The following is a 24,177-nucleotide window of genomic DNA, read 5'->3' on the forward strand; positions in this document are numbered from 1 at the left end:
TTCTAATGCGCATCGATCCCCTGATGACCCGCTCTCCGGCGACCGGCGCTTTGCGCCCCGTCACCGAAGATCTGCTGGCAGAGGTTTATCTGGCACCGCGGCGGCCGGAGCTGAACCTCGGCGATCACCTCGGCTCGGGAGCGCCTTGGTCCGACAGCTTTACTGCTGCCCCGGATGAGACCGCCCAAGCCGTCGAGGCGAGCCTGCTGGCCCTTGCCAATGCCACACCGTCTCTCGATCCCGCCGATGTCGTGCTCGACAGTCTGCCCGCAGGTCGCGCCCGCTCCCATGTGACGGCCTTGCGCGATCTCTGGCGGAACCTCGGCACACTGCCCGGCCCTTTGAACACATGGCGCCACGTCTTGCAGAGCCGGGCCGCAGACGCATTGGAACCCCTGCCCCTGATTGGTCAGGAATGCACATTTGCCACGCCTGTAGAAGCCGCGCTGGAACAAGCCCTGCGCACGCATCACGGTCACGCAGACGGGCCTTCACCGCATGCCCAGTCCACCGAGGGAAGCGCATTGCGGTACCTGCAGGATCATTTCGGGAAAGGCTCGGATCCGGTCGCGCCAGATGCGTCTGTTGCGTGCTACGGTCTGCGCGACCCACACGAGGAGGCCGGGTTCGCAGCCGCCCGAGCACAGTCAATGCTGGACGAGGGACGCGTGGATCACCCAGGCGAAATCGGCCTCCTGGTCCCGGATAGCGCCGCCTACCCTATGGCTCTGCGCACGGCCTTCGACCGCGTCGGGCTGCCGATTTCGGGTCTGCCTGCCCAGGGGGCCAGGCGCGATGGTCCGGGCGAGGTGCTATCGCTTCTGCTCGTCACGCTCGCCGGCCCGGCACCGCGCACCGCCCTGGCCTCGCTCTACATCTCACACGGGATGCCCTGGCCGCCCAAGACCGGGCGCAAAATGGCGCGTGAGGTGATCGACCGGGGCTGGTCGCGCACGGCCTCGAATCTCACCGGGACGGCCCGCGATCTGCTGGATGCCCTGCGTCCATGCCACACGCCGGAGCAACTCTTCGGTCGGCTTGGGGCCATCGCCCGGGCAACGCCCGAGGCCGGTTTGCATCCGGGCATCGCCTCCCTGAAGGCCGCATCCGGCGACACGCTCGACTGGCCGCTGCTGCATCGCCTCGCCGCACCTGGATCTGTCGCGGCGGAAGGCAACGACCGATTTGCCGAAGGCGTGTCGCTATTTACAGAGGCTGCCCTGCCTTGGCGCCCGGTCCGGCAGTTGATCGTGCTCGGCATGGCCGGACGGCACTGGCCGCGCCTGCCCGGCTCTGGCCCGTTCTTCACCGAGGGCGAGATCGCGATGATGCGCGATGCCGGCCTGATGCTGCACGGACGACAGCAGAAACTTGCCCGGGGACTGGAACTGTTCCGCCGGCAACTTGGAGTCGCCACCGAGGGTTTGACCCTGCTTGTTCCGGCATTGGACCTGAAGGGCGACCGGTTGACGCCTTCGACCGGCCTTGCATTGATCGCGCACATATTGGGCGCGGAGGAGCCGGCCGATCTTGTCGTCGACCTACGTTCGGAGCCGCATGAGGACTGGCCCGTCGCCGCCTCACGCGCCACCCCTGTCCCGAACGGCGGCGCACCCGAGTTGCCAGAAGACGGCCTGATCCGTATCCAGCGTCGCGTCAGCACGCCCGATAGGCCCGGCGTCGATCTCCTGAGCTTGCGGGCAACCGAGGACGGCCCCCTGCCGCATTCGCCGTCGCGGCTGGAAACCATGCTGGTCAGCCCGCTGGGATGGCTTCTGGACGAGTTGGGTGCGAAGGATCTGACTTGGGCCCCCGAGACGCTGGACGTGATGACCCTCGGCACTTTGATGCACCAGGTGCTTGAAGATACGTTCGCAGAGGGCACCCCGGTGCCTGAGGCAACCGAACTCGACGCAGCGATTCCGGGCCACCTCGATGCTGCGATCCGTCGTCATGCCGCCTGGTTGACTGACGCCGCCTGGGCCACCGAACGCCGCAGCCTGCTGCGCGAGGCGCGCGACATTTGCACAGCATGGGCAGATTTCCTCCGGAAGACCGGCGCCGGTGTCCTGCACAACGAGATCGCGTTGAAGGGTGAGCATGGCGGCCTGCTGCTGCACGGCAAGGCGGACTGCCTGCTGAAATTGCCCGACGGGCGTATCCTGGTGGTCGATCACAAACGGTCCAGTGCGGGCGGACGACGCGACCGGATGACCAGGGGCTGGGACCTGCAGGTCGCACTCTACCGGGCCATGCTGGAACGGCCCACGGAAGAGACGGCATTGACCCGGCTCGTCGCCGACGGTGCACAGATCGTCACGGCCTACCACATGCTGCGCGACGGCACCGTCCTGTCGGATTCACAAGGCGGCGATGTGCCAAGAGTGGAAACTGCGGGTGAGGACGCCTCTGTCAACGCAATGGACCATCTGGCACAGGTGCTGGCCGAGGTTGGCGCAGGCACGATCCGCCTCAACCATGCCGACGATGCAGGAACCTTCGACAAGGACCGCGGGATCAAGGCCTACGCGCTCGACACGCCATTGGTGGCGGCTTTCAGCCTTCCGGAAACCGCAACAGAGGAGGACGCGCAATGACGCAGCTGTCCCTTGTGCCCGCCGGGGCTGGCGCCGGCAAGACATACCACATCCAGAAGACGCTGGGGGAATGGGTCGATTTGGGCGAGGTCGCGCCCGGTCGCATCCTTGCAGTGACCTTCACCGAGGCCGCTGCTGCCGAGATGCGCGACCGCGTGCGCGGCGAACTGATGGACCGCGGACGGCTTCACGACGCCCTGGACATCGACCGCGCCTACATCGGGACGATCCACGCGCTGGGGCAGCGGCTGCTGACGGAACACGCCTTCGCCGCCGGGCGCTCACCCGACAACCGCCTGCTGAGCGAGCCGGAACGCGATCTGCTGATCCGGCTCGAGATGACACGCTGCGCGGCGCTTGAGCCCCTGATGGAGGATCTGGGGAGGTTCGGCTACGCTTGGGATTTCCTTACCCAGTCCAGCGCCGAAGACAGATTTCGCGCCAATGTTCTGAAGACGGTCGACCTGATCCGTGGCCTTGGCGCTCGCGGGCAATCGTCCGAGATCCTGAAGCCCGCGCTCGATGCGCTGGCCGAAGGATATGGCCCGGTTGAACCTGATGGCGCAGCGCTGACGGCAACACTGCAACGCGCGATCCGCGATCTGCTGGACGCCTTCCCCGACAGCCTCGCCCCTCTATTCGAGGGCAACGGCTCGGCCGTGAAATCCTTCTCGGATAACCATCGCGACCTGCGCCGAGGCGCAACCGATCGGGTGTTGGAGCGGGACTGGGCCCTCTGGCAGAAACTGCGCAACCTCCGCCTGACCAAGCGAGGCGCCGAGACGCCTGAAGGCTATGACGCGCTTGCGGCAGCCATCATAGAGGCCGCAGACGCTCTACCACGACACCCGGGCCCGCTTTCCGATGCCCGCGCCCATCTCACCGCGCTTGTCACCGGAGCGCAGCAGGTTCTCGCCGCATACGAGGCAGCCAAGCGCAAGGCCGGGCTGATCGACTACGCCGACATGATCGCCGAAGCCGAGGGCCTGCTGCGCACTCGGCCCGATATCCTGCAGGCCGTTCTGGGCGAGATCGATTGCGTCGTCATCGACGAGTTCCAAGACACCAACCCGGTGCAATTTGCCCTGCTCTGGCGTCTGGCGCGCGGGGCAAAACGAGCCCTGATCGTAGGAGACACCAAGCAGTCGATCATGGGTTTCCAAGGCGCCGACCCGCGCCTCAGCGACGCCTTGCAGGCCGCCAGACCAGACACCGTCACGCCCCTCTACCGCAACTGGCGCTCCGAGGCGCGCATCATGGAAATGGTCAACGCGCTCGGCCCGACGCTGTTCGACCACTATGACCCGCTGACCCCGCAACGCGCTGCAACAGGTGAGACCGCGCTGGAAGCGCTGCACCTGCCGAAAGGCCGCAAGGACACCACGCCGGAGTGCATCGCCAATCACGTGGCCGACATCCTGGAGGCCGGGACGCAAGTCTGGGACAAGGCGCGAAAGGTGATGCGTCCCGCCCGGCCCAGCGACGTGGCCGTGCTGACCTACACCCACGCCAAGGCCAGCGCCGCCGCCGCCGCACTCGAGGCACACGGCCTGCCGGTGCGCATCCAGCAGGACGGCTGGCTGACCTCGCCAGCGATGCGCGCGGCTCGCGCCGCCCTCGCCTACGCCGCAGATCCTGACGACCTGAACGCCGCGCTGACCTGGCTGACCCTCGGCCCGCCGCGCGTGCCGCTGGAGGACGCACTGCGCAACTCGGTCGATGGAGTGCTTGGCGCGCACGTCTCGCTCACGGCCCTGCGCAACCTGACTGCAGGCGCGGCGACACGTCCTGTCGCCGAGACGGTCGCCGCCGTCCTGCACGCCGGCGCCCTGCGCGACTGGGCGGCCGGCTTGGCGGAACCCGCGCAGGCGCTGGCCGATCTTGCACGCCTCGAGTCCGAAGCGCAGGAATTCGACACCATGGCGCTGGACCTGCGCGCCGCAGCCGGGTTCCACGGCGCAGGGTCGCAGGTCTTTCTCGGCTGGATCGCCGGCCAGTCTGCCAAGGACTGGGATCGCCATCCCGACCCGGATGGCTGGTCCTCCTCCGGCATCGAGATTTGCACCTGGCACGCCGCCAAGGGTCGCGAATGGCCGATCACCGTTGTCGCCGGGCTGGACAAGAAGATCGCTGAACGCCCCGGCACCATGCGCGCGGAATTCGATGGTTTCGACGATCTGGACAACGTGCTCGACCATGCCGGACTGGGCTACCTGCCCGACTTTGCCGCGCCGGAATCCCAGGCCCCATTCACCGAGGCCCGTCGCCCGGAGGATGAACGCTGCGCGGCCCGCGAGCTCTATGTCGCGCTGACGCGCGCGCGGGATCGGCTGATCCTTGTCTTGCCGCGGGAAAGGACCAAACCGCGCGACACCGCAGAGCGCATGGTCGACTTACTGCGCGACCGCGCCGGTTTCGATACATCAGAAGACGCATTGACCGTCGCGGGCCAGTCCTTTGCCGTGCGGGTCGCAGAAGGTTTCCCTGACGAACCTGACCAACCTGTGCAGGTTGCCACCAACACATGTCACCAGTTCGGCGTCCCACGCGACGGGCCGGACATGCCCCGGACGCCATGGCGCCGCAGCCCCTCGACCATCGCGGAGACCGAACCGGTGCCCGCCGCGCCACTCAAGACCGTCCAGCTGGCGGACGGCGTCGCCGAGACCCGCACAGGCAGCGCAACCGAGCGTGGCACGGCCTGGCACCTGGCTTTCCGCGTTCTTGCCGAGCGTCCCGACCTGGCAGATCGGATCGCCTCGGCCACCGGCTTGCCCGAGGCGGCTATTGCCCAGATCGGCAAACAGGCAGAGGCACTGACCGGCTGGCTGGCTGGGCAGGGTTATGACCAGCTCCACTTCGAGTTGCCCCTGCAGGAGATCGCGGCCGATGGGTCGGAGACGAACGCAATCCTCGACTGCCTCGCCGAGGGCCCAAAGGGCCTGCTGATCGTGGATCACAAATCCGGCCCCTGCCCCGACCCCGACGCGCGCTTTGCAGGCTACCGGCCACAGCTGGACGCCTATGCCGTGATTGTCCGGAGGTACTGGCCCGACAAACCAGTGCAAGGCCTTGCCATTCACTGGATGAGCGAAGGCGCACTGAGCCTCGCAGATGCGCCGATCGAAGAGCCCGCCTGATGTCCTTTTTTGGATGGATCGGCGATGCCAAACGGCCTGTCGTTGCCGCCCTCAGGCTTGGCAAAATTGTCCCCATTCAATCAATGCAGTTCAACTGCATTTACCTGCGTCGCAACCACCTCATGCACGATGGTGAGACATGGAAATCCGAATTCAAAGGTGATCAGCTCCGTGACATGTGTGGAAGTATAGAAGATAACATGCCGTTCATGGCGGACCTCATGACGGATGCTCCCAACGTAGAATGCGGCATGCAAATATATCGTGTCGCAAAGGGATCGTAATATACGAATTCACAGCCGAAACACACCAATCCGATCAATCGAACCAAGGGCCTTCCAATTGAACTTCGAAGACGCTCAAAAAATTTTAAGAAAAAATTGCATTCACATCGACGGCAAGCCCAACTCGGCCAGCAGGCAGAGAAAACCGAAGCCCAACTCCGCTGCTCTTGATCGGGACTGGTGGTATGAGGGAGACATCGGTCGGGACAGCGAGCCCAAAACTCGCGGTATCGCCCTGTTCGTCTCCTACCTTCAGATCGCCAACGGGCGGATCCCGATGGATGGTTTAAAGCTGACGGACGGCTATATCTGGCTTGATCGTGCCGTCATGCGCAGGCTGGACAAATTCGGGTATCTTCGGATGGAAGACGGCTTCATGTCCCCGACAGAGAAAGGCGAGGCATTGATCACCCCTTATCTCGCCGCGAAGGAGCCCGAACAGCACGGACTGACGCTGGCACTTATACCGAACACAATCGACCGTTGGGTACTCAAGCTAAAGACAGCTTTCCCGAACTTTCAGTCATTCGATCCGCCTTGCAGAGAATTCGACGAAAGTGAAAGAGCCTACAAGCTGGCAACCAAGCGTCTCATCGAAGAAAGCCTCCGCAATCAGGACGCTGAAGCGCGGGTTGCTGATCTCGTCAATGCTCTTAGCGATGGCAACCTTCTCAACTGGCGTGTCACCGCTCCTCTAACGCCGAATGGAAAAGCGGATCGTAACCTGACTGGTCCAGCTCTTCTTGCAATGGCCGAAGCAGCCAGCGGCCCGCAAGAGGCGCATGGTACGGCCCTTGCAAGGTTTGTCGATAGCTGGTGCGAAGCAGTTCCGGGAAATCAGCGCGACAGTGCAAGACAGATAGGAGAATTCCTTTTGATGCATCTCTCGCCGGCCGTTGGAACCTACATCAGGGCTACAGTTCGCGATGACTTGTGGCAGGACGCGGTCGGAGAGAAGTTTCCGGCACCCCACAACTTGGCCGAAACATATCGCTTGGAACAGGCCTTCATGAGGGCGGTGCGCGAAGCATTTACCGAAAGGGGATTGGCTCCCCGAGATTTCATCGATGTCCAGAGCGCGCTTTGGGTAGTCCACAATTACGAGGTCGAAGACCCCATGAACGAAAACGCAATTGCCGCAACAAATGACGAGGGTAGGCCGCAAACAGCGATAAACCTCATTCTCTACGGCCCTCCCGGCACTGGAAAAACCTATCAGACTGCGGCCGAGGCGCTGCGCCTTTGCCAGGAGCCAGTGCCGAACAAACGCGAAGATCTCATAGAGGCCTATCACCGGCTCCGCGCGGAAAACCGGATCGAATTCGTCACCTTCCACCAGTCGATGTCCTACGAGGAGTTCATCGAAGGCCGGCAGCCGACGACAGAGGGCACGCAGGAGGGTTCCGGATCGGGCTTCCGGCTCGAGACCGTGCCGGGAATCTTCCGCCGGATCGCGGCCCGCGCCCAGAAAGGGACGCCGCCGGAGTTGGACGAGAATGCCCTCTCACTCGAGGGCCGGCAGGTCTTCAAGATGTCGATCGCGCAAGCGAATGACGCCGCGCAGAATTACCTTTTCGGAGAGGCCATGAACGAAGGCCACACGCTGCTCGGCTGGGAAGACATAGACTTCACCGACGAGAAATTTTCCGACATCCAGCAGATCCTGCAGGCATGTCGCGATGAGGGCGAAGTATCCCTGTCGTCGGGCCAAGTCGCCCAGATGGACACCTTTCGCAATCAGATGGAAATCGGTGACATCATCGTCGTGACCAAGGGGAACAGCCTGTTTCGGGCGATCGGTGAAATCACCGGCGATTACGAATACCGCCAGCGCGAAAACCGTAAATACTGCCACCGCCGGTCTGTGAGGTGGCTCTGGGTCGACAGGACCGGGGTGCCCGCGAGCGAAATCTACGACAGCAAATTCACGATGCGGTCAATCTATCCGCTCGACCGAGCGCGCTTGGATGTCGCAGCGCTCGAAAGCTACTTGAACAGTGAGAGCGGGCCCATTTCGCGAGAGGCAAAGCCTCACGTCCTCATCATTGACGAGATCAACCGTGCCAACATCTCGAAGGTTTTCGGCGAATTGATCACCCTGATCGAACCCGACAAGAGGATCGGGATGCCGAATGCACTGGCCGCGCGTCTGCCCTATTCCGGAGAGGAATTCGGCGTTCCGGCCAATCTCCACATCCTCGGCACCATGAACACGGCCGATCGTTCGATCGCGCTCCTCGACACGGCCCTGCGTCGCCGGTTCGAGTTCCGCGAGATGCTCCCGGAGCCGGAGGCACTGCGGGATGCGGCCCGAGAATGTGGACTCGACCTGCCGCGCATCCTGACCGTCCTCAACGAACGCATCGAATATCTCTACGACCGCGAGCACCAGATCGGACACGCCTATTTCATCAACTGCACCAGCCGCGAGGACGTCGACGCGGCGATGCGTCACAAGGTCATTCCGCTGCTGGCCGAATACTTCTTTGAGGACTGGAGCAAGGTCGCCGCCGTGCTCGGCGACGCTTCTTCCGACGAGCAGATGTTGCGCGGGGGCTTCATGATCCGGGACGTTCTGAAAGTGCCGCCCGGCATGGAGGACGGTGACGGCGCCCCCCGCTATCGCTGGTCGCTATGCGACGGCGGCTTCGATTATTCCGGACTGGGCGGCGAATGATCCGCCGCAGCCTTCGGGAATGGGAGAAAATCGCCTATGGCGAGGATGACGCGACCATAGCCGAAGCGGACGCCGCCCGGCTGGTGGAAGCCTCGCGGCGCTCTTCCTTCGCAGGGCGCGGCGGCGAGGGTGTGTTGGAACACCGGCGCACACACCTGCGCGCGCGTGGCGTCGTCGGCGTGATCTCTGTCCCCGGATGCCAACTCGAGATCCTCCCCAAAATCGAGGCGATGGACGAGGCCGATGTGGCCGACGAAACCTTGCGCCGCAGGCTCGTTCACATGCTGGCCATCGCCCGGGATATCCGGATAGACGCGCAGGACGCGGCGAGCCTCGACTGGCAGCGCGACACCCTGCTTGAGATCCTGATCCGGTTGTTCTGCCGCAAGATGCTGGTAGCCGTGCGGCAGGGTATACCGCGACGCTACATTGCGCATGAAGACTACCTTCCGGCGCTTCGCGGAAGTCTGGACGTGACGCGGCAGTTCTCGACGCTGGCGGCGCAGCCGCAAAGGCTCGCCTGCCGTTATGACGAGCTTTCAGCCGATATCGCCTTGAACCAGGTAATGAAGGCCGCGATCTCACATCTTGTCCGCTTGTCTACGTCAGCCGACAACCAGCGCTGCCTGCGGGAATTGTCCTTCACCTATGCCGGCGTCACTCCGGTGCCCCCCTCGGCGCTGCGCTGGGACCGCATCGTCCTCGATCGAACCAGCGGGCGTTGGCGGGAACTGTTGTCTCTCGCTCGGCTACTTCTGGGAGAACGCTACCAAATGACAAGCGCCGGACATTCAGAGGGGCACGCCCTTCTGTTCGAGATGAACACGCTCTTTGAGGAATATATCGCAAGGCTGCTGCAGCGCGCCTTGGCCGGCACGGCGTTTCGGGCGACCACGCAGGGCGGCCACCGTGACTGCCTGTACGAGGACGGCACGGGTCGCTTCCGCACGCGACCAGACATTTTGATCCGTGACGGAAACGGGATCGCTATGGTTTTGGATACGAAGTGGAAACGCATGACGCCCCGGATCGACGACCCGAAACAGGGGGTGAGCCAGTCCGACGTGTATCAGCTCATGGCCTATTCGCGGATCTACGAGTGCGATCGGGTCATGTTGCTCTATCCCCACCACCATGGATTACCGCCGGAGCTGATCTGCAGGCAGTATGACATCGCGCTGGCTGCGGGGACGGACCGTCTCATCGTCTCGACTATCGACGTCTCGGCCAGCCACTCATCTGTTGCCGGCGCTTTGGCGTCGCTCGTGTCGAGGTTCCTCCCACAGACGAATGTAACGGCCATCTGAAACCGGAAGTCAGATTGAGCAACCTGTCGAGCCGTGTCATTCTGGACTCCTCGAACTGGCTCAATACCGGATATGTAGGGATTGAGTTTTGTTGCCCGAATTGGTCGCCGAAGTACGTCACGATTCTGTACAAATTGCCTCCCGCATTCGACGGGTTTGTCGAGCAAGGCAAAAGTGTACCATCGACGTCTTTGGCGAGGTTTGAACTTAACCAATACAACGTACCCACCAGCTTCGTGAACCGCCCCCCTACATGTCTTCTCCGATCGGTTGGTCATCGTGGCGGAGTGGCAGACGGTGTGCAAACATGAGCGCAGCATTGAGCGCTCGCACCACAAGCCATGCCGACGTGTGTACCTGTTGACTACGTGCACAGCGTACGGCACACGTGTTGCCACACCGCCGGATTCGATCCGGACTCGGAGGAAATTTTCCTTTGATTTCAAAGGTGTTTGCTGGCCGGCACCCGCCCCTACCGCCGGAGCCAAATTTCCAGCAAATCAGCTCCTCGACGCTCACTTGGAGCTCTGCCCCGATAGCGCTCATTTGCGGAGTCGCTGATTAGGTCCCGTTTTCCTTTTTTGGGCGCGTATCGCTTCGCATATCTCACGCGCAGGATCGCATGATTTCGAGGCGAACCTTGGCTGACTTGATCCGGCGAAGCGATGACCGGTGGGCGGTTGGAGGTGATCGCGAACAGAGCGACCGGCAGAAGGCCTTACAAGCGACGATAAGCTTGATGAAAGGACCCGAGAACTCTCATCCATCCTTATTTCAAGATCTTCGCTTCGCTTGCCGCATCCAGGGGCTGGCCCGCACCGATCGTATCCAGGTACAGATCCAGCATTTCTGTCGCCGCGTCACTTGCCGGTGAGAACCCATCGCCTGAACCTTCCGCGACGCTCACGGCAACAGTCCACCCGCCCGCTTCTCGGCATGCCAGGATCCTTCGGGGCATGGAGACCACCGGTTGCACCGAAATGAGACGGCATAGGCCTTGGTCGGTCTCAAAGCTGGCAAGCGCACGTGCCGGTCCGAGACCGGCAACGTCCCGGGTCTGTCCGGTAGGCACGTCGGACAGGGCCGCGGCCGCATGTTCGAGCGTTGCCGCGCCGGCTGGAGCAAACCTGTCCTGCAGGGTCCAGCCGAACCCGATGCCGGTTGCCAGCGACGCCGCAAGTGCCAAGGGCCACGCGATGCGGCGGCGCATTGGCACGACCGTGGCCCCGGACCGGTCCTGGCTTTCCGTGATGGCGGTGCTGCGAACAGCCCTGACAAGATGCTCGGGAACGGCACCCTGAGCAAAGGCCGCGCGCAGCGATGCGGCCGTCTCGGCAAACAAGGCGTAGCGCGCCGCAAGATCGGAATCCTGTTCGATCCTTGCGCGCAGGTCATCAGCCGTTGCGCCATCAAGTTCACCATCGGCAAGGGCCATCAGCATCTCGTCACTTACCTCTACGTGATTTGGCGTGTTCATCGCGCTTCTCCTTTTTTCGGCGCGGTCTCGGGCTGCATGCCCAGCTCGGATGCGAGCGTAGCGCGGGCGCGGGCCAACCGGCTCATGACAGTCCCCACGGGAATATCCAGCGCGTCCGCTGCTTCGCGGTAGCGCAACCCTTCCACGCAAACCAACATGAGGACTTCTCTTTGTTCCTGAGGCAAGGCGTCCATCGCCCTACGAACGCGTACCAGTTCCAGCCGCGCCTCGGTGACCCGACGTCCGTCCTCTCCCACCAATTGCTGTGCCATATCCACCTGGCCGATTTCGACGGCGTCCCGCCGCGCGCGGTGCTGGTCGATCCACGCGTTGCGCATGATACGAAAAAGCCAGCTGTCCAGCCGGGTGCCCTCGGTGAAGCCCGAAAGATTGCGCAAACCTTTTTCGACCGTGAGCTGCACGAGATCATCCGCCTGATCCCAGCCTGGCGCGAGGGACCGCGCAAAAGCCCGCAGCCTGGGTAGCAGTTCGATGATTTGCTGTCTGACATCGTCAGTCATGCGGGGGTGTCCTGTGGGCGGGAGCGGTTGCAAGCTGTATTACATAACCAGAACGGGCCGTGGCGGGATTTATTCCCTCCCGGCGCGCGAAAATCTATATTCAGTCTGGAATAATCAGCTTGCGCTGCACGTTCTCTCTTTTTGTGCTGTCCCCAAGCCTTTGAACAGGAGCTTTTGGCCGATGACTTACGATGACCGCCCGGACCTGACCCGCCGCCGGCTTCTGAAACGTATCGGGCTTGCCGGTGCCACGGCCTATACTGCACCGGCCCTGACGCATCTGGGCATGGCACATGCATCGGGCGGATTGGGAGGCGGAAGCGGCGCAGGCAGTGGCGGAAGCGGCGGCAGGGAGTCCTGGCGACCGGCCCGACGCCAGACAAGGACACGGGCGAACCGGCCGCGTGCAGCTCGACCCACGCAATCGCCGCCGCCACCTCCGGAAATCCTGCTGCTCTTGCCGGCGGGCATGAGCATCACGCCTGCGATCGACGCTGGCTACGAAGTTCGCGCCACTGCCTCGAACGACCTGCTGGAGGGCCGGTTGTACCGGCTGGATCCGCCGACCGGACGTTCGATAGAGGACGCGCTGGCCGATCTTGGCGGTTTGTTGCCAGGGGCCTTGATGGATGAGAACCACTTCTACACGCCAGACGCGTTTCTGTGTGACGAAGAGGGCTGCGATGCGCATGAAATGATAGGCTGGTCCGGTTGGCCCAGCATCTATGCACCACGGATCGGAATGATCGATACCGGCATCAATCAGGATCATCCAGCGCTCAGCGGTCAGAAGCTCGTCGTCCACCAGGCGGACTTGGGCGAACGGGCGGAGGCCGGGCGCAAGCATGGTACGGCGATTGCGGCGATGCTGATCGGGCGGCTGGACTATCGCGTGCCGGGACTGCTGCCCAACGCCGAACTGGTCGCGGTCGAAGCATTCCACCGCGGCTATCTTGGCGAGCAGGCGGACGTCTATTCACTCGCCTCGGCGATGGACTTGTTGATGACGGCTGATGTGGATGTCATCAACATGAGCTTTTCCGGACCGTACAACGCGATCCTCGAGGAGATGATCAGCCGGGCAGCCGCGGTCGAGACGGCGCTGGTTGCCGCGGCGGGCAATGATGGCCCGGGAGCCGAGCCGGCTTACCCGGCCGCGTTCGAGGCGGTCATCGCCGTGACGGCGATCGATCGCGAAGAGGACGTGTATCGTCAGGCCAATCACGGGCCGTACATCAATTTTGCCGCGCCTGGTGTGCGGATCTGGGCGGCCGCTTCGGTTTCCGGAGGGCGGCTCAAGTCGGGTACGTCCTATGCTGCGCCGTTCGTGACCGCTTCGCTCGCGGTGCAGCGTGCGCGCGCGCCGGCTGTTTCGCTGGATAGGACCGTCGCAGAGATGGTGCGCTGCGCCAAGGACCTTGGTGCGCCGGGGCGCGACACCGTGTTCGGCGATGGGTTGGTCGCAGCCCCCGGGCAATGTTTCGCCCACGATACGGAGTTTCTCCCGGTCTCCGGGGAATAAAGATCCGGCGCCTTCCGTTTTCCCTACGTGGCCGCCATGAGCGGTCGACGGAAAACGCAAAGGAGAGGAACCATGGCAGATGAAAAGAACGTCAAAATTTCGCGCCGCCGTATGCTGACGCGGCTTGGGCTGGCCACAGGCGCGGCCTATGTCGCCCCCGTGATGATGCATCTCGGCGCCGCGCATGCCTCTGGCGGCGGCAGCGGCGGTGGCTCTGGCGGTGGAAGAGGCGGCTCCGGCGGGTCCGGCGGCGGCTTTGGCGGCGGATCCCGGGGATCCGGTGGCTTTGGCGGAAGCCGTGGCAGCCGTGGCTCGGGTCCGTCCGGCGGACGTCGTTCCGGCCGGGGCATAAGCTTCGGCAATGCAGTGCGCGGGGCTCTCCGCGATCTCGGTCTCTAGGGTTCGATGGTCGGATGGTTCGTCAAACAGCCAAGTACCGGGGCGTGCACGCCGTGCGCCCCGGACAGTTCTGTTTCACGCATGGTGTTTCCCGCCGCATCGCATGCCGTCGAATTGCAGGGATGCCCCTCGATACATGATGCTATCCGAACGGTCATGCCCGACTGGGAGATTGCCGCCTCAGGTGATACCGACACGCCCGCGACGGTCCTGCGACGCGATGAGGGCGGCACATTCCAGTTCCAGTCGTGGTGGTCGGACAGGCCATTGACGAAGCTCGGCCCCGCCGGGGTCACCTGCGGAGCGGTGGCCGATATCTTGCAAGGCTACCTTGATTCACGGCCCGGCATATTCGGCTTCCACTGCGGGGCTGTGCAGGTCAACGGGCACCTCGTGGCCTTTACAGGCCCCTATCGGGCCGGAAAGACAACCCTTGTCGCGCGGCTTGGAACCGAGCCGGATTGCGCGCTTTTCTGTGACGACATCCTGCCGGTAGACGAGAATGGCGTCGCCACGGCGCTTGGGGTGCAGCCGCGACTGCGCCTGCCGTTGCCCGAGGGGCTGAGCGGCGCGTTCGAAAACCATGTGGCCGCGAACCTGACTGTCAGCGATGAACGCTACGGCTTCCTCAAACTTCCGCACCAGGCGTCGCTGGGCGCCCGTGCGCCCTTGGCCGCAATGATCGTGCTGTGCCGTCAGGACGGCAGGCGCGCGCGATTTCACGAGCTTTCGACCGCGGATGCAGCCGGGTTTCTGATCCGTCAGAACATTGCAGATCCCGGTGACGCCGGATCGCACTACGACCGGGTCGCCGCGATGGCGGAAAACCTTGTCTGTCTCACACTCGTCTATTCCGACCTGGAAGACGCCGTATCCCTGATCCGAGAGACATTCGAAGCAGCCGGGATTCCGCGGTTGAAAGCGCCGTTGGCCCCGGCCTTGCCCCTGAGCGATCCTGATGCCGATGCACCTCCGGCAGACCTTTCGCTTCGCGTTGTCCGCGCTTCTGACGTGGTGACCCGGCAAATTGGCGAGGATATGTTTCTCTGGCAGATGGCGGATCGGAACTTCTTCAGGCTCAATGCTGTAGGTGGCGCAATCTGGACTCTTCTGGAACAGGATCAGACCGGCACCTGCATCGTGCGCGCCTTGCACGACGCCTTTCCCACAACCCCTGTGGAGATGATCGGACGGGATGTCGCCATGCTGCTTGGTCAGATGAAGCAAAGAGGGTTGGTGACGATGGAACCCGGCCCATTGCCCAATCCGACCTGATTGGCGACGTCACCTTCTGAGCGGTGCCGAGAACACCAGCTATCCGGCATGTTTTTCGGGCGTCGCGACCCCGGACTGAGAAAGCCGTGATACCGCGCTATCGGTCGCCTCTGTTCCTTCGATGACCGAAAAGGAGCCGTCGGATTCCAGAATGACGGCAGACACGGTCTTCGGATCAAACCGCCCTTCGGTACGCACAACCGTTTCGAGTTCCTCCTGCGTAACCCGGGCCTGCCTCATCGCACGGGGCAGGATTTCACCATCGCGCAGCAGCAATGTCGGTTCCGAGCGGACGACCCGGGCGAACGATTTCGAGCGCACGGAGAGGGCCGTCACGCCGTATTGCAAGGCGATCAGCAGAAAAAAAGCCGTCACGCCCTCGGCCAGCGCCACATTCTTGCTGAGCAGGATCGTCGCCAGGGTCGAGCCAAGAGCCACCGTCACCACCAGATCGAACGCGTTGAGCTTTGCGAGGGTCCGTTTCCCGGAAGACCGCAATGCAACGATCAGCGCCGCATAGGCAAGGGTGCCGACGATCGCGGTGCGAAGGATCCCGCTCCACCCCTGAAACAACATTTCCGACCAGTCCATGATATTCGCCCTCTCCTGACTTCGGTTGTGCCTCCTACCTAATCTTTTTCCTGGCCTTGGCACTTTTCGACCCGACATGCGGGCAAACGCAGCTTGGGCGGGAACATTGGATGATCGCGGCTGTTGACTCAAAGACCCCACCACGGAGCACTCCCATGACCCATCCCAAGCCCCCCTTCCCCGAACAACCCCAGAGCACGCCCGGTCGCACCGATCGGATGGAGCCCCGCCCGGATCACGGTGAGGACAGCTACGAGGGGTCCGGCAAGCTCGACGGTATGGCCGCCCTCGTCACCGGCGGCGACAGCGGCATCGGGCGCGCGGTGGCTCTGGCTTTCGCGCGCGAAGGCGCCGACGTGATGATCTCGTATCTGGAGGAACACGAGGACGCGGAAGAGACCCGTGCGCTGGTGGAAAAGGCCGGACGGCGCGGGCAGGTCATGGCCGGCGACATCCAGAGCGCCGATCACTGCCGGACGCTGGTACGCGACACGCACGAGGCCTTCGGTCGGTTGGACATCCTGGTCAACAACGCCGCGCACCAGATGCATTTCGACACGCTGGAAGACATCCCCGATGAGGAGTGGGAGATGACCTTCCGCACCAACATCCACTCGATGTTCTATCTTTGCAAGGCGGCGGTGCCGATCATGGAAAAGGGTAGTTCCATCATAAACACTGCGTCGATCAATTCCGACAAGCCCAACCCCGGCCTGCTGGCCTATGCCGCAACCAAGGGGGCGATCCAGAACTTCACGGTGGGGCTGGCGCAGATGCTGGCGCCGCGCGGTATCCGCGCAAACTGTGTCGCCCCCGGCCCGGTCTGGACGCCCCTGATCCCGGCGACGCTGCCCAAGGAGTCCGCAGCTCATTTCGGTGAGGACAAGCCGATCGGCCGGCCCGCGCAGCCTGCCGAACTCGCCACTGCCTTCGTGATGCTTGCCGATCCACTGTCCAGCTACACGACCGGCGCGACGGTAGAGGTCACCGGCGGCATTCCGATGATCTGAGGGACGCGCCCCATCTGCCGCCATTGGCGGGCAGGCCTTAGAGCAACAGAACCGCGACATCGGATTGTCAGGCGCCGCCGCGCGACCAGTCTTCCAGCGCTTCCACCGCCTCGGTTCCGATGCCGCGCGCCGTTGCCGATTGCAGCGGGCACGGGCGTTTCAAACGCGTACTCATGTCGTCGACATGAAAGCCGTCGGGCCGGTTCAGGTCCTTCAGCTCGGCCCAGGTGACCGGCACCGCGACCGCGGCGCCGGGGCGGGCGCGCAGCGAGTACGGTGCGATGGCGGTGGCGCCGCGCTCGTTGCGCAGCCAATCGATGAACACACGTCCCTTGCGCTTTGCCTTGGACATGGTGGCGGTGTAGCGATCGGGATATCGTTCGGAAAGCACGGTGGCGAACGTCTTGGCGAAGTATTTCACCGTCTCCCATTCACTGATGCGACGCAGCGGTACGATGACGTGCACGCCCTTGCCGCCCGTCACCATTGGGGCACCGTCCAGGCCACACGCTTCGAGGCCTTCGCGCACTTCTTGTGCCGCCGCCTTGACCACGTCGAAGGCAAGCCCTTCATCGGGATCGAGATCGAAGACCATCCTCTCGGGACGCTCGATCCGGTCGCGGCGGGCGCCCCAGACGTGGAACTCCAGCGTGCCCATCTGTGCTGCTCCGAGGAGACCCTCGGCCCCCGAAACATACATGTAATCCGCCGTATCGCCGTCCTTTTCCTCGATGGGCAAGGATTTGACCCCATCGGGGAAGCCCTTGCCGGCGTGTTTCTGAAAGAAACAGTCGCCCGATATGCCATCGGGACAGCGCAGTAACGCCACCGGGCGGTCGGCCGTCTGCTCGAGCATCCGTTCCGCCACGCGGGCATAGTGCCCGGCCACGTCGCCCTTGGTCAGCCCCGCATCGGGGTATACGGTTCGGGAGGTGCTGGAAATGCGGACACCGGCAATGGTCTTTTCGTCGTCGCCGCTGTCGGATTTTGCTTCGGCGCTGGCACTCACGGTGGTGGCCTCCTTGTCTTCGCGAAGCCCCTTGTAGACCCCGTGGCGTATCCGGCCTTCGCTGGTGAACTCGGTATATTCCGCTTCGACCACCAGCTTTGGCGTCACCCAGCGGGCGTCCCGGGCCTCGTCCGGCAAGTCTTCGTCGAACGGCGGTGTCTTGCGGGCTAGCGGCTTAAGCTCGGCCATCAGCGCCGTCATGTCGTCACCGTCAAAGCCTGTGCCGACCCGGCCCCGATAGACCAGCGCGCCCTTTTCGTAGCTTCCCAGGATGAGCGAGGAAAACGGCCGGCCTCTCTTGTCGGAGGGAGACCAGCCGGCGACCACGAACTCGGCGCGGCGGATGCACTTGGACTTGATCCAGCCCTTGCTGCGACCGCTGCGATAGGGCGCGTCGGTACGCTTGGAAATGATACCTTCGCCCCCGGCCTCGCACATGGCGGCCAGTGCGGCGGCACCGTCGCCTTCGATGACCGGGCTGAGGCGCAGGGGGCCGCGGGGCGGTTGACCCTCCATGAGCCCTTCCAGCGCCTTGCGCCGCTCCGACAGCGGCTTGCCGGTGAGATCCTTGCCATCGAGGGCGAGGATGTCGAAGAGGTAACAGGTCAGCGGATCCCCGGTCTTCAATGCCCTCTGGAGGGTCGAAAAGTCGCCTCCCCCGGCCCCGGCGATCACCTCCCCGTCGATCAGGGCCGAGCCACACTCCAGCGCTGCCGCCGGCTCGCAGAGGGTCCCGAACCGATCCGACCAGTCCTTACCATTGCGCGAGAAAAGCCGCACCCCGCCCTTGCCGACCGCGATCACGCAGCGGTAGCCATCGAACTTGGCCTCGTGCTGCCAGCCCGCGCCTTCGGGCGGGGCGTCGCGCAGGGTGGCCAGCTGCACCTTGTGAAACCGGGGCAGCGGCTTGTCGTGTTTCGCAGGTGTGGCGGCGGGTTTGTCGGAGGCAATCGCGCGCATCGCACGGCCGGTGGTCACGGAAGTTCGGTGCTTGTTGATCAGCGCGTCGGCCGAGCGCCCGGCGAAATCATCGCGTTCCTTGATCAGAAGCCAGTTTTCGCGCTTCTCGCTCTTCTTTCCGCGCATCCGCACCAGCGCCCAGCCACCTTTCATCCGGGCACCATGCAGGCGGAAATGCAGCTTGCCGGCCTTCAGTCCCTCCTCGGGGTCGTGCAGCGGCTCCCACCAGCCGTTGTCCCACAGCATGACGGTGCCACCGCCATATTCGTCCTTTGGAATGGTGCCTTCGAAGTCGCCGTAGGAAACGGGGTGATCCTCGGTTCGCACCGCAAGTCGTTTTTGCGAGGGATCGCCGGAGGGGCCCTTGGTGACCGCCCATGAGAGCAGCACACCGCCCCACTCCAGCCGGAAATCATAATGCAGTCGGCTGGCATCATGTTTCTGGACCACGAAGGAAAGCCTGTCTCCCCCGGCGTCGACAAGCTCGGCGCGGGGCTCGGGCGTGATGTCGAAATCCCGTTTCTTCTCGTATGCGTCGAGCGATCTCATGAGGCCTTCTTGCGGCGGGTGGTCTTGCCGCCCTTGCTCTGCTTGAGGCTTTTCTTCAGCGCATCCATCAGGTCGACGACATTCTCGGCATCGGCGCCGCCGCCGTCATCCGCGGCCTTGGCGCGGGGTGTCTTCCTGGATTTCATCTTGGCCGCGATCAGGTCCTTTAGGGCCGCCGCATAGTGATCTTCAAAGGCCGAAGCGTCGAAGGGCGCGGTCTTCTTGTCGATAAGCTGGGTGGCGACCTCCAGGAGTTCCTTGTCCGGAGCGTCGTCCTCGATCCCCGAGAACAGCGGGTCGGCGTCGCGGATATCCTCCTCGTAGTGCAGCGTCTCCATCAGCAGGCCGTCGCCGCAGGGGCGGATGGCGCACAGGTATTCCTTGCCGCGCATGGTCAGTTGGCCCAGGCCCGCCTTTTTCGTCTGTCGCAGCGCGTCCCGGACCACGCGGTAGGCATCCTCTGCCAGTTCGTCGGACGGCACGACATAATAGGGCCGGTCGAACCAGATAGGCGCGATTTCCGAGGTTTCGACGAACTGGACCAGTTCCAGCGTCTTTTTCGTCTCGAGCTTGATGGCGTCGATCTCGTCTTTGTCGAGCAGGATGTAATCGCCGCCCTCGGTCTCGTAGCCCTTCATGATGTCATCGTTCTCGACCGGACCGACACCCTGCACGGTTTTCTGGTAGCGCACCGGCTTGCCGGACGGGCCGTGAATTTGCCGGAACGACACGCGCGAAGAGGAATTTCGCGCCGAGTGAATCTCCACCGGTATTGAGACCAGCGACAGGCGAAGCTGTCCTTTCCACAATGCGCGCGATGCCATGTTTCGTGTCTTTCCTGCAGTCAAGCGTCCTTCGTCCGAGGCTTAACGCCCGAACCCTTCCACGGGTTCAACTTCAAAAAAGCGCAAAGCAGGATAAAAGACCTGAGAATTGCGCCGGCCGATTTCATCGCTCACCTGCGGCACCGAACTGCGCCATGCCGACCGTCTGCGGCCCCGGCGGAACAATTCGCCCACGCGCCTGTTTCCCTTTCGTCAATGTCCTGCGTCTCGGCGCGGGACCGACCGCCTCTGCGGCAGCCCTCCGCGCCACCCCTGCCCCGCGCCCCGCGCCGGCGGCCCCGACAGCAAGGACATCAGGATGCAAACCACCCTCACCGTAAACGGCACCCGTCATCAGCTAGATCTGGACCCGCGGGTGACACTTCTCGACGCCTTGCGCGATCACCTTTGCCTGACAGGTTCGAAGAAGGGATGCGACCATGGCCAGTGCGGGGCCTGCACCGTCATCGCCGATGGCCGGCGGATCAACGCCTGCCTCACCCTCGCGGTCATGCACGATGGTGCTGAACTCGTGACCGTGGAAGGGCTGGCGGACGGTGAAAGCCTCTCGCCGCTGCAACAGGCCTTCCTCGACCACGACGGGATGCAATGCGGCTATTGCACCCCCGGGCAGTTGTGCTCGGCCACGGCCATGCTGGAGGAAGTGCGCGCGGGGCGCGCCAGCCATGTCACCGGCGAGTTGGAGGGCGAAATGCGTCTGACCCGCGAGGAGATCACCGAGCGTATGAGCGGAAACCTATGCCGCTGCGCGTGCTACTCGGGCATCGTGGCTGCCATCGAGGAGGCCGCGACGAAATGAGACCATTTGACTATCACCGCCCGGACACCGCCGAGGCCGCCCTGAACGACGCCAGCGACGGCACCGCCTTCATCGGCGGCGGGACCAACCTGCTCGACCTGATGAAGCTGGAGGTCATGACCCCCGACAGGCTGGTCGACGTCAATCATCTCGGCCTAAACCGGATCGAGGAAACCGACGACGGGATCGAGATCGGCGCCACGGTGCGCAACTCCGACCTTGCCGACGATTCGCGCATCCGTCGCCGCTGGTCCGTGCTCTCCCGCGCGCTTCTGGCCGGTGCCTCGCCGCAGCTCCGCAACACGGCGACCACCGCTGGCAATCTGTTGCAACGCACCCGCTGCCCCTATTTCCAGGACGTCGACGCCGCCTGCAACAAGCGTGACCCCGGTTCTGGCTGTGCCGCCATCGGGGGCGAACTACGCAACCACGCCGTGCTCGGCACCTCGGAACATTGCATCGCGCTGCATCCCAGCGACATGGCCGTGGCCATGCGGGCGCTGGACGCCGAGGTGGTCATCCGCGGTTCGGGCGGCAGCACGCGTACGGCCGGCCTGCCCGACTTCTACCGGCTTCCCGGAGAGACCCCGCATATCGAAACGACCCTGGAGCCCGGCGAGCTTATCACCGCCATCCGCCTACCCGCGCCTACGGGTGACAGGCAGGCCTACCGCAAGGTACGCGACCGCGCCTCATACGCCTTCGCCCTGGTCTCCACCGCGGCGGTGCTGCGAATGGAGAACGGTAAGATCGCCAGTGCCGCGCTTGCCTTTGGCGGCGTCGGCACGCAGCCGTGGCGCGATGCCGAGGTGGACACGCTGCTGAGGGGAGAGCGACCTTCGGACGCGCTCTTTGACAAGGCAGGTGAGGTGCTGATGCGGAACGCAGAGCTGCGCGAGGGGCTCGAATTCAAGAAGCCACTGGCACAGCGGGTGCTGAAAGCGGTGCTGACGGAGGTGACACGATGACGCTCGATTATCAGATAGACGGCCCCGAGAACGATGACCTTGCGAAACCGTCGCAAGACGGCGTTATAGGCGCCGATATGGAGCGGCGCGACGGGCGCAGCAAGGTGACTGGCGCCGCACGCTACGCCGCCGAGCATCTGCCGGAGGGTCTGTTGCACGGCTTTCTGAAGCGCGCGCCCGGGCTCGGTGCCGTGCGGCTTGAGAATGTGGAGGAGGTTCGGGCGATGCCCGGCGTCAAGCTGGTCCTGCAGGACGCGCGCATGATCCGCAACGCCGCCCAGGGCACCGCGGGCGAAGCGCCGGTCCAAGGTGTTGAAACGGCAGACTACGTGGGGCAGCCGGTCGCCCTTGTCGTCGCTGAAAGTTTCGAGACCGCCTGGCACGCCGCCAACCGTCTCAAGGTTTCCTGCAACGGAGCCAGCCTGCCCGTCCTGCCGAAGAATGGCGAGGCGGATGACGACATGCAGGAGGAGTCCGTCACCGGCGAGCCCGAGGCCGCCTTTTCCGAAGCCGAGGTGCTGGTCGATGAAACCTACACCACCCCTGCCCTCACTTCGGCCGCCATGGAGCCGCACGCCGCCGTCGCGGAATGGGATGGCGATCACATAACCCTTCACGCTTCCCTACAGATGCTGCGCTACAATCGCGACGAACTGGCCGACAGCCTTGGGATTGCATCCGATAAAGTCCGCCTGCGCGCGCCCTTCGTCGGCGGTGGCTTCGGTTCCAAGCTGGGGATCTCGGCGGAATGCGTCGCCGCAGCGCTCGCCGCGCGCGAACTGGGCAAGCCGGTGCGCGTGGTGCAGCATCGTCGGCAGGTCTTCGAGGTCAACACCCGCCGTACCGAGACCCGGCAGCGCATTCGCCTCGCTGCCGGCCGGGATGGAAAGCTGACCGGCATCGGTCACGAGGCGCGGCTCTCCAACCTGCCGGGAGAGGCCTTCGCCGAGCCGGTGCTGCAAGGCAGCTACTTCACCTATGCGGCGCCTCACCGGCTGCTGCGTTCGGAACTCGTTCGCCTGAACCGCCCTGCCGCCGGCTCGGTCCGGGCGCCAGGCGAGGCGGTCGGGGTGACCGCCTTCGAGGTTGCGATGGACGAGCTTGCCCAGAAAACCGGGCTCGACCCGGTCGAGCTTCGCCTGCGCAACCTTCCCGAGACGGACCCCGTTAGCGACACCCCTTTCTCCTCGCACCGGCTTGCGGACTGCCTGACACGGGGGCGTGACAGCTTTGGCTGGCAGGATCGCCCCACCCAGCCGCGCCAGCACCGCGAAGGCGAATGGTGGATTGGCACCGGCATGGCCGCGGCCGTCCGGGTCAACATGGTGATGGACGCCGAGGCGCAAGTGCGGCTTACGCCGGAAGGTCGCGCCGTGGTGGAGACGGACATGACCGATATCGGCACCGGCTCCTACTCGATCCTGGGCCAGATCGCCGCCGAAGGGCTGGGGCTCGCCGTGCAGGATGTGGATGTGACGCTTGGCGACACCGACCTGCCCCCCGGCTCGGGGTCCGGTGGTTCTGTCGGTGCGGCCTCCACAGGCACCGCCGTCTGGCTCGCGTGCGAGGAGATCCGGCGGCACATCGCCGGCCTCATGGGTTGCGATGCTGCGGATCTGACGCTGGTCGATGGTTTTGCGATCTGCGGCAACAGCAGGCGATCACTGGTCGAGTTGCTTGGGGGCGAAGCCGTAAGCGGTCGTGGCAAGCTCGAGCCCGGTGAAGCGCTGGAAAAGGTGCGCCAGGCCACTTGGGGCGCAGTCTTCTCGGAGGTCGCCGTCAACGACATTACTGGCGAGGTGCGGGTGCGCCGGATGCATGGCACCTTTGCGGTGGGCCGTGTGCTGAACCAGCGCACGGCGCGGTCGCAGGCGCAGGGCGGCATGGCCTGGGGTCTGGGCCTGGCGCTCACGGAAAACATGACGCACGACCGGCGCGACGGCCACATCGTGAACCGCGATCTGGCGGAATATCACGTGCCGGTCCATGCGGATGTGCCGCACCTGGACGTGCAGTTGCTGGAGGATGCCGACCCCTGGGCCGGCCCGCTCGCGGCCAAGGGCATCGGCGAGCTGGGAATCTGCGGCTCGGGCTCTGCAATCCTGAACGCCATCCACCACGCGTGTGGCGTCAGGGTCCGCGATCTGCCCGCCACACCTGATCGCCTCTTGGCAGGGCTGACATGACAGCCGGGGCCCGCGCCGGTTAGCACTGTGGACGTCGTTGCCTTGCGCGGCGGAACGGAGA

Annotated in this window: 17 protein-coding genes; 12 read left to right on the forward strand and 5 right to left on the reverse strand. The window is 64.1% G+C overall.

From position 1 onward, the window contains the following. Positions 1 to 5: 5 nt before the first annotated feature. The 5 genes from ACSQ76_RS12635 to ACSQ76_RS12655 are packed head-to-tail and all read left to right on the forward strand — an operon-like array spanning position 6 to position 10,005. Entirely contained in the window at positions 6 to 2,597 is a 2,592-nt protein-coding gene (locus ACSQ76_RS12635; RefSeq protein WP_437156853.1) for a PD-(D/E)XK nuclease family protein, read from the forward strand. Further along, on the forward strand, positions 2,594 to 5,737 hold the full coding sequence (locus ACSQ76_RS12640) for a UvrD-helicase domain-containing protein (RefSeq protein WP_437156854.1): 3,144 nt from the start codon (positions 2,594 to 2,596) through the stop codon (positions 5,735 to 5,737). Before ACSQ76_RS12635 ends, ACSQ76_RS12640 begins: the two co-directional genes overlap by 4 nt. After that, positions 5,737 to 6,021 (forward strand): hypothetical protein, encoded by a 285-nt coding sequence (locus ACSQ76_RS12645; RefSeq protein ID WP_437156855.1) that lies wholly within the window; start codon positions 5,737 to 5,739, stop codon positions 6,019 to 6,021. Before ACSQ76_RS12640 ends, ACSQ76_RS12645 begins: the two co-directional genes overlap by 1 nt. A gap of 58 nt (positions 6,022 to 6,079) precedes the next feature. Continuing rightward, entirely contained in the window at positions 6,080 to 8,698 is a 2,619-nt protein-coding gene (locus ACSQ76_RS12650; RefSeq protein WP_437156856.1) for an AAA family ATPase, read from the forward strand. Further along, positions 8,695 to 10,005: an McrC family protein gene (locus ACSQ76_RS12655; RefSeq protein ID WP_437156857.1), complete on the forward strand. Its 1,311-nt coding sequence runs from the start codon at positions 8,695 to 8,697 to the stop codon at positions 10,003 to 10,005. The genes ACSQ76_RS12650 and ACSQ76_RS12655 overlap by 4 nt, the downstream gene beginning before the upstream one ends. Positions 10,006 to 10,774: 769 nt before the next feature. Here ACSQ76_RS12655 and ACSQ76_RS12660 read toward each other — a convergent pair. Together ACSQ76_RS12660 and ACSQ76_RS12665 are read right to left on the reverse strand one after the other, a co-directional pair. Next, the gene (locus ACSQ76_RS12660) at positions 10,775 to 11,482 is read right to left on the reverse strand and encodes an anti-sigma factor family protein (RefSeq protein ID WP_437156858.1); all 708 of its coding nucleotides are present in this window, start codon (positions 11,480 to 11,482) and stop codon (positions 10,775 to 10,777) included. Then, complete coding sequence (locus tag ACSQ76_RS12665; protein WP_437156859.1) at positions 11,479 to 12,003, reverse strand: sigma-70 family RNA polymerase sigma factor; 525 nt, start codon at positions 12,001 to 12,003, stop codon at positions 11,479 to 11,481. The genes ACSQ76_RS12660 and ACSQ76_RS12665 overlap by 4 nt, the downstream gene beginning before the upstream one ends. A gap of 181 nt (positions 12,004 to 12,184) precedes the next feature. On the opposite strand from ACSQ76_RS12665, the gene ACSQ76_RS12670 reads away from it, so the two are divergent. The 3 genes from ACSQ76_RS12670 to ACSQ76_RS12680 all read left to right on the forward strand — a co-directional run bounded on the left by ACSQ76_RS12670 (position 12,185) and on the right by ACSQ76_RS12680 (position 15,199). Then, positions 12,185 to 13,525: a S8 family serine peptidase gene (locus ACSQ76_RS12670; protein WP_437156860.1), complete on the forward strand. Its 1,341-nt coding sequence runs from the start codon at positions 12,185 to 12,187 to the stop codon at positions 13,523 to 13,525. A gap of 72 nt (positions 13,526 to 13,597) precedes the next feature. Next, entirely contained in the window at positions 13,598 to 13,924 is a 327-nt protein-coding gene (locus tag ACSQ76_RS12675; RefSeq protein ID WP_437156861.1) for a hypothetical protein, read from the forward strand. Between the two features lie 156 nt (positions 13,925 to 14,080). After that, positions 14,081 to 15,199 carry a PqqD family protein gene (locus tag ACSQ76_RS12680; protein ID WP_437156862.1) on the forward strand — a complete coding sequence of 373 codons (1,119 nt, stop codon included), beginning with the start codon at positions 14,081 to 14,083 and terminating at the stop codon, positions 15,197 to 15,199. Positions 15,200 to 15,238: 39 nt separating this feature from the next. On the opposite strand, the gene ACSQ76_RS12685 is transcribed toward ACSQ76_RS12680, so the two are convergent. Then, positions 15,239 to 15,790 (reverse strand): DUF421 domain-containing protein, encoded by a 552-nt coding sequence (locus tag ACSQ76_RS12685; protein WP_437156863.1) that lies wholly within the window; start codon positions 15,788 to 15,790, stop codon positions 15,239 to 15,241. Between the two features lie 155 nt (positions 15,791 to 15,945). On the opposite strand from ACSQ76_RS12685, the gene ACSQ76_RS12690 reads away from it, so the two are divergent. Continuing rightward, positions 15,946 to 16,800: an SDR family oxidoreductase gene (locus ACSQ76_RS12690; RefSeq protein WP_437156864.1), complete on the forward strand. Its 855-nt coding sequence runs from the start codon at positions 15,946 to 15,948 to the stop codon at positions 16,798 to 16,800. Positions 16,801 to 16,867: 67 nt separating this feature from the next. Here ACSQ76_RS12690 and ligD read toward each other — a convergent pair whose 3' ends face one another. After that, positions 16,868 to 19,318: a DNA ligase D gene (gene ligD, locus ACSQ76_RS12695; protein WP_437156865.1), complete on the reverse strand. Its 2,451-nt coding sequence runs from the start codon at positions 19,316 to 19,318 to the stop codon at positions 16,868 to 16,870. Next, entirely contained in the window at positions 19,315 to 20,142 is an 828-nt protein-coding gene (locus ACSQ76_RS12700) for a Ku protein (protein WP_306128952.1), read from the reverse strand. Before ACSQ76_RS12700 ends, ligD begins: the two co-directional genes overlap by 4 nt. A 319-nt stretch (positions 20,143 to 20,461) precedes the next feature. Between ACSQ76_RS12700 and ACSQ76_RS12705 the strand changes: the two genes are divergently transcribed. From ACSQ76_RS12705 to ACSQ76_RS12715, 3 genes are read left to right on the forward strand one after another with little or no spacing between them, the layout of a single operon-like run. Further along, positions 20,462 to 20,962, forward strand: coding sequence for a 2Fe-2S iron-sulfur cluster-binding protein (locus ACSQ76_RS12705; RefSeq protein WP_306128951.1), 501 nt, complete (start codon positions 20,462 to 20,464; stop codon positions 20,960 to 20,962). Continuing rightward, on the forward strand, positions 20,959 to 21,930 hold the full coding sequence (locus ACSQ76_RS12710; RefSeq protein ID WP_437156866.1) for an FAD binding domain-containing protein: 972 nt from the start codon (positions 20,959 to 20,961) through the stop codon (positions 21,928 to 21,930). Before ACSQ76_RS12705 ends, ACSQ76_RS12710 begins: the two co-directional genes overlap by 4 nt. Further along, positions 21,927 to 24,116 carry a xanthine dehydrogenase family protein molybdopterin-binding subunit gene (locus tag ACSQ76_RS12715; protein WP_437156867.1) on the forward strand — a complete coding sequence of 730 codons (2,190 nt, stop codon included), beginning with the start codon at positions 21,927 to 21,929 and terminating at the stop codon, positions 24,114 to 24,116. The genes ACSQ76_RS12710 and ACSQ76_RS12715 overlap by 4 nt, the downstream gene beginning before the upstream one ends. Positions 24,117 to 24,177: the final 61 nt, after the last annotated feature.

Origin of the sequence: Roseovarius sp. B08, from assembly GCF_051417955.1 — a bacterium.
Classification (GTDB): Bacteria; Pseudomonadota; Alphaproteobacteria; order Rhodobacterales; family Rhodobacteraceae; genus Roseovarius.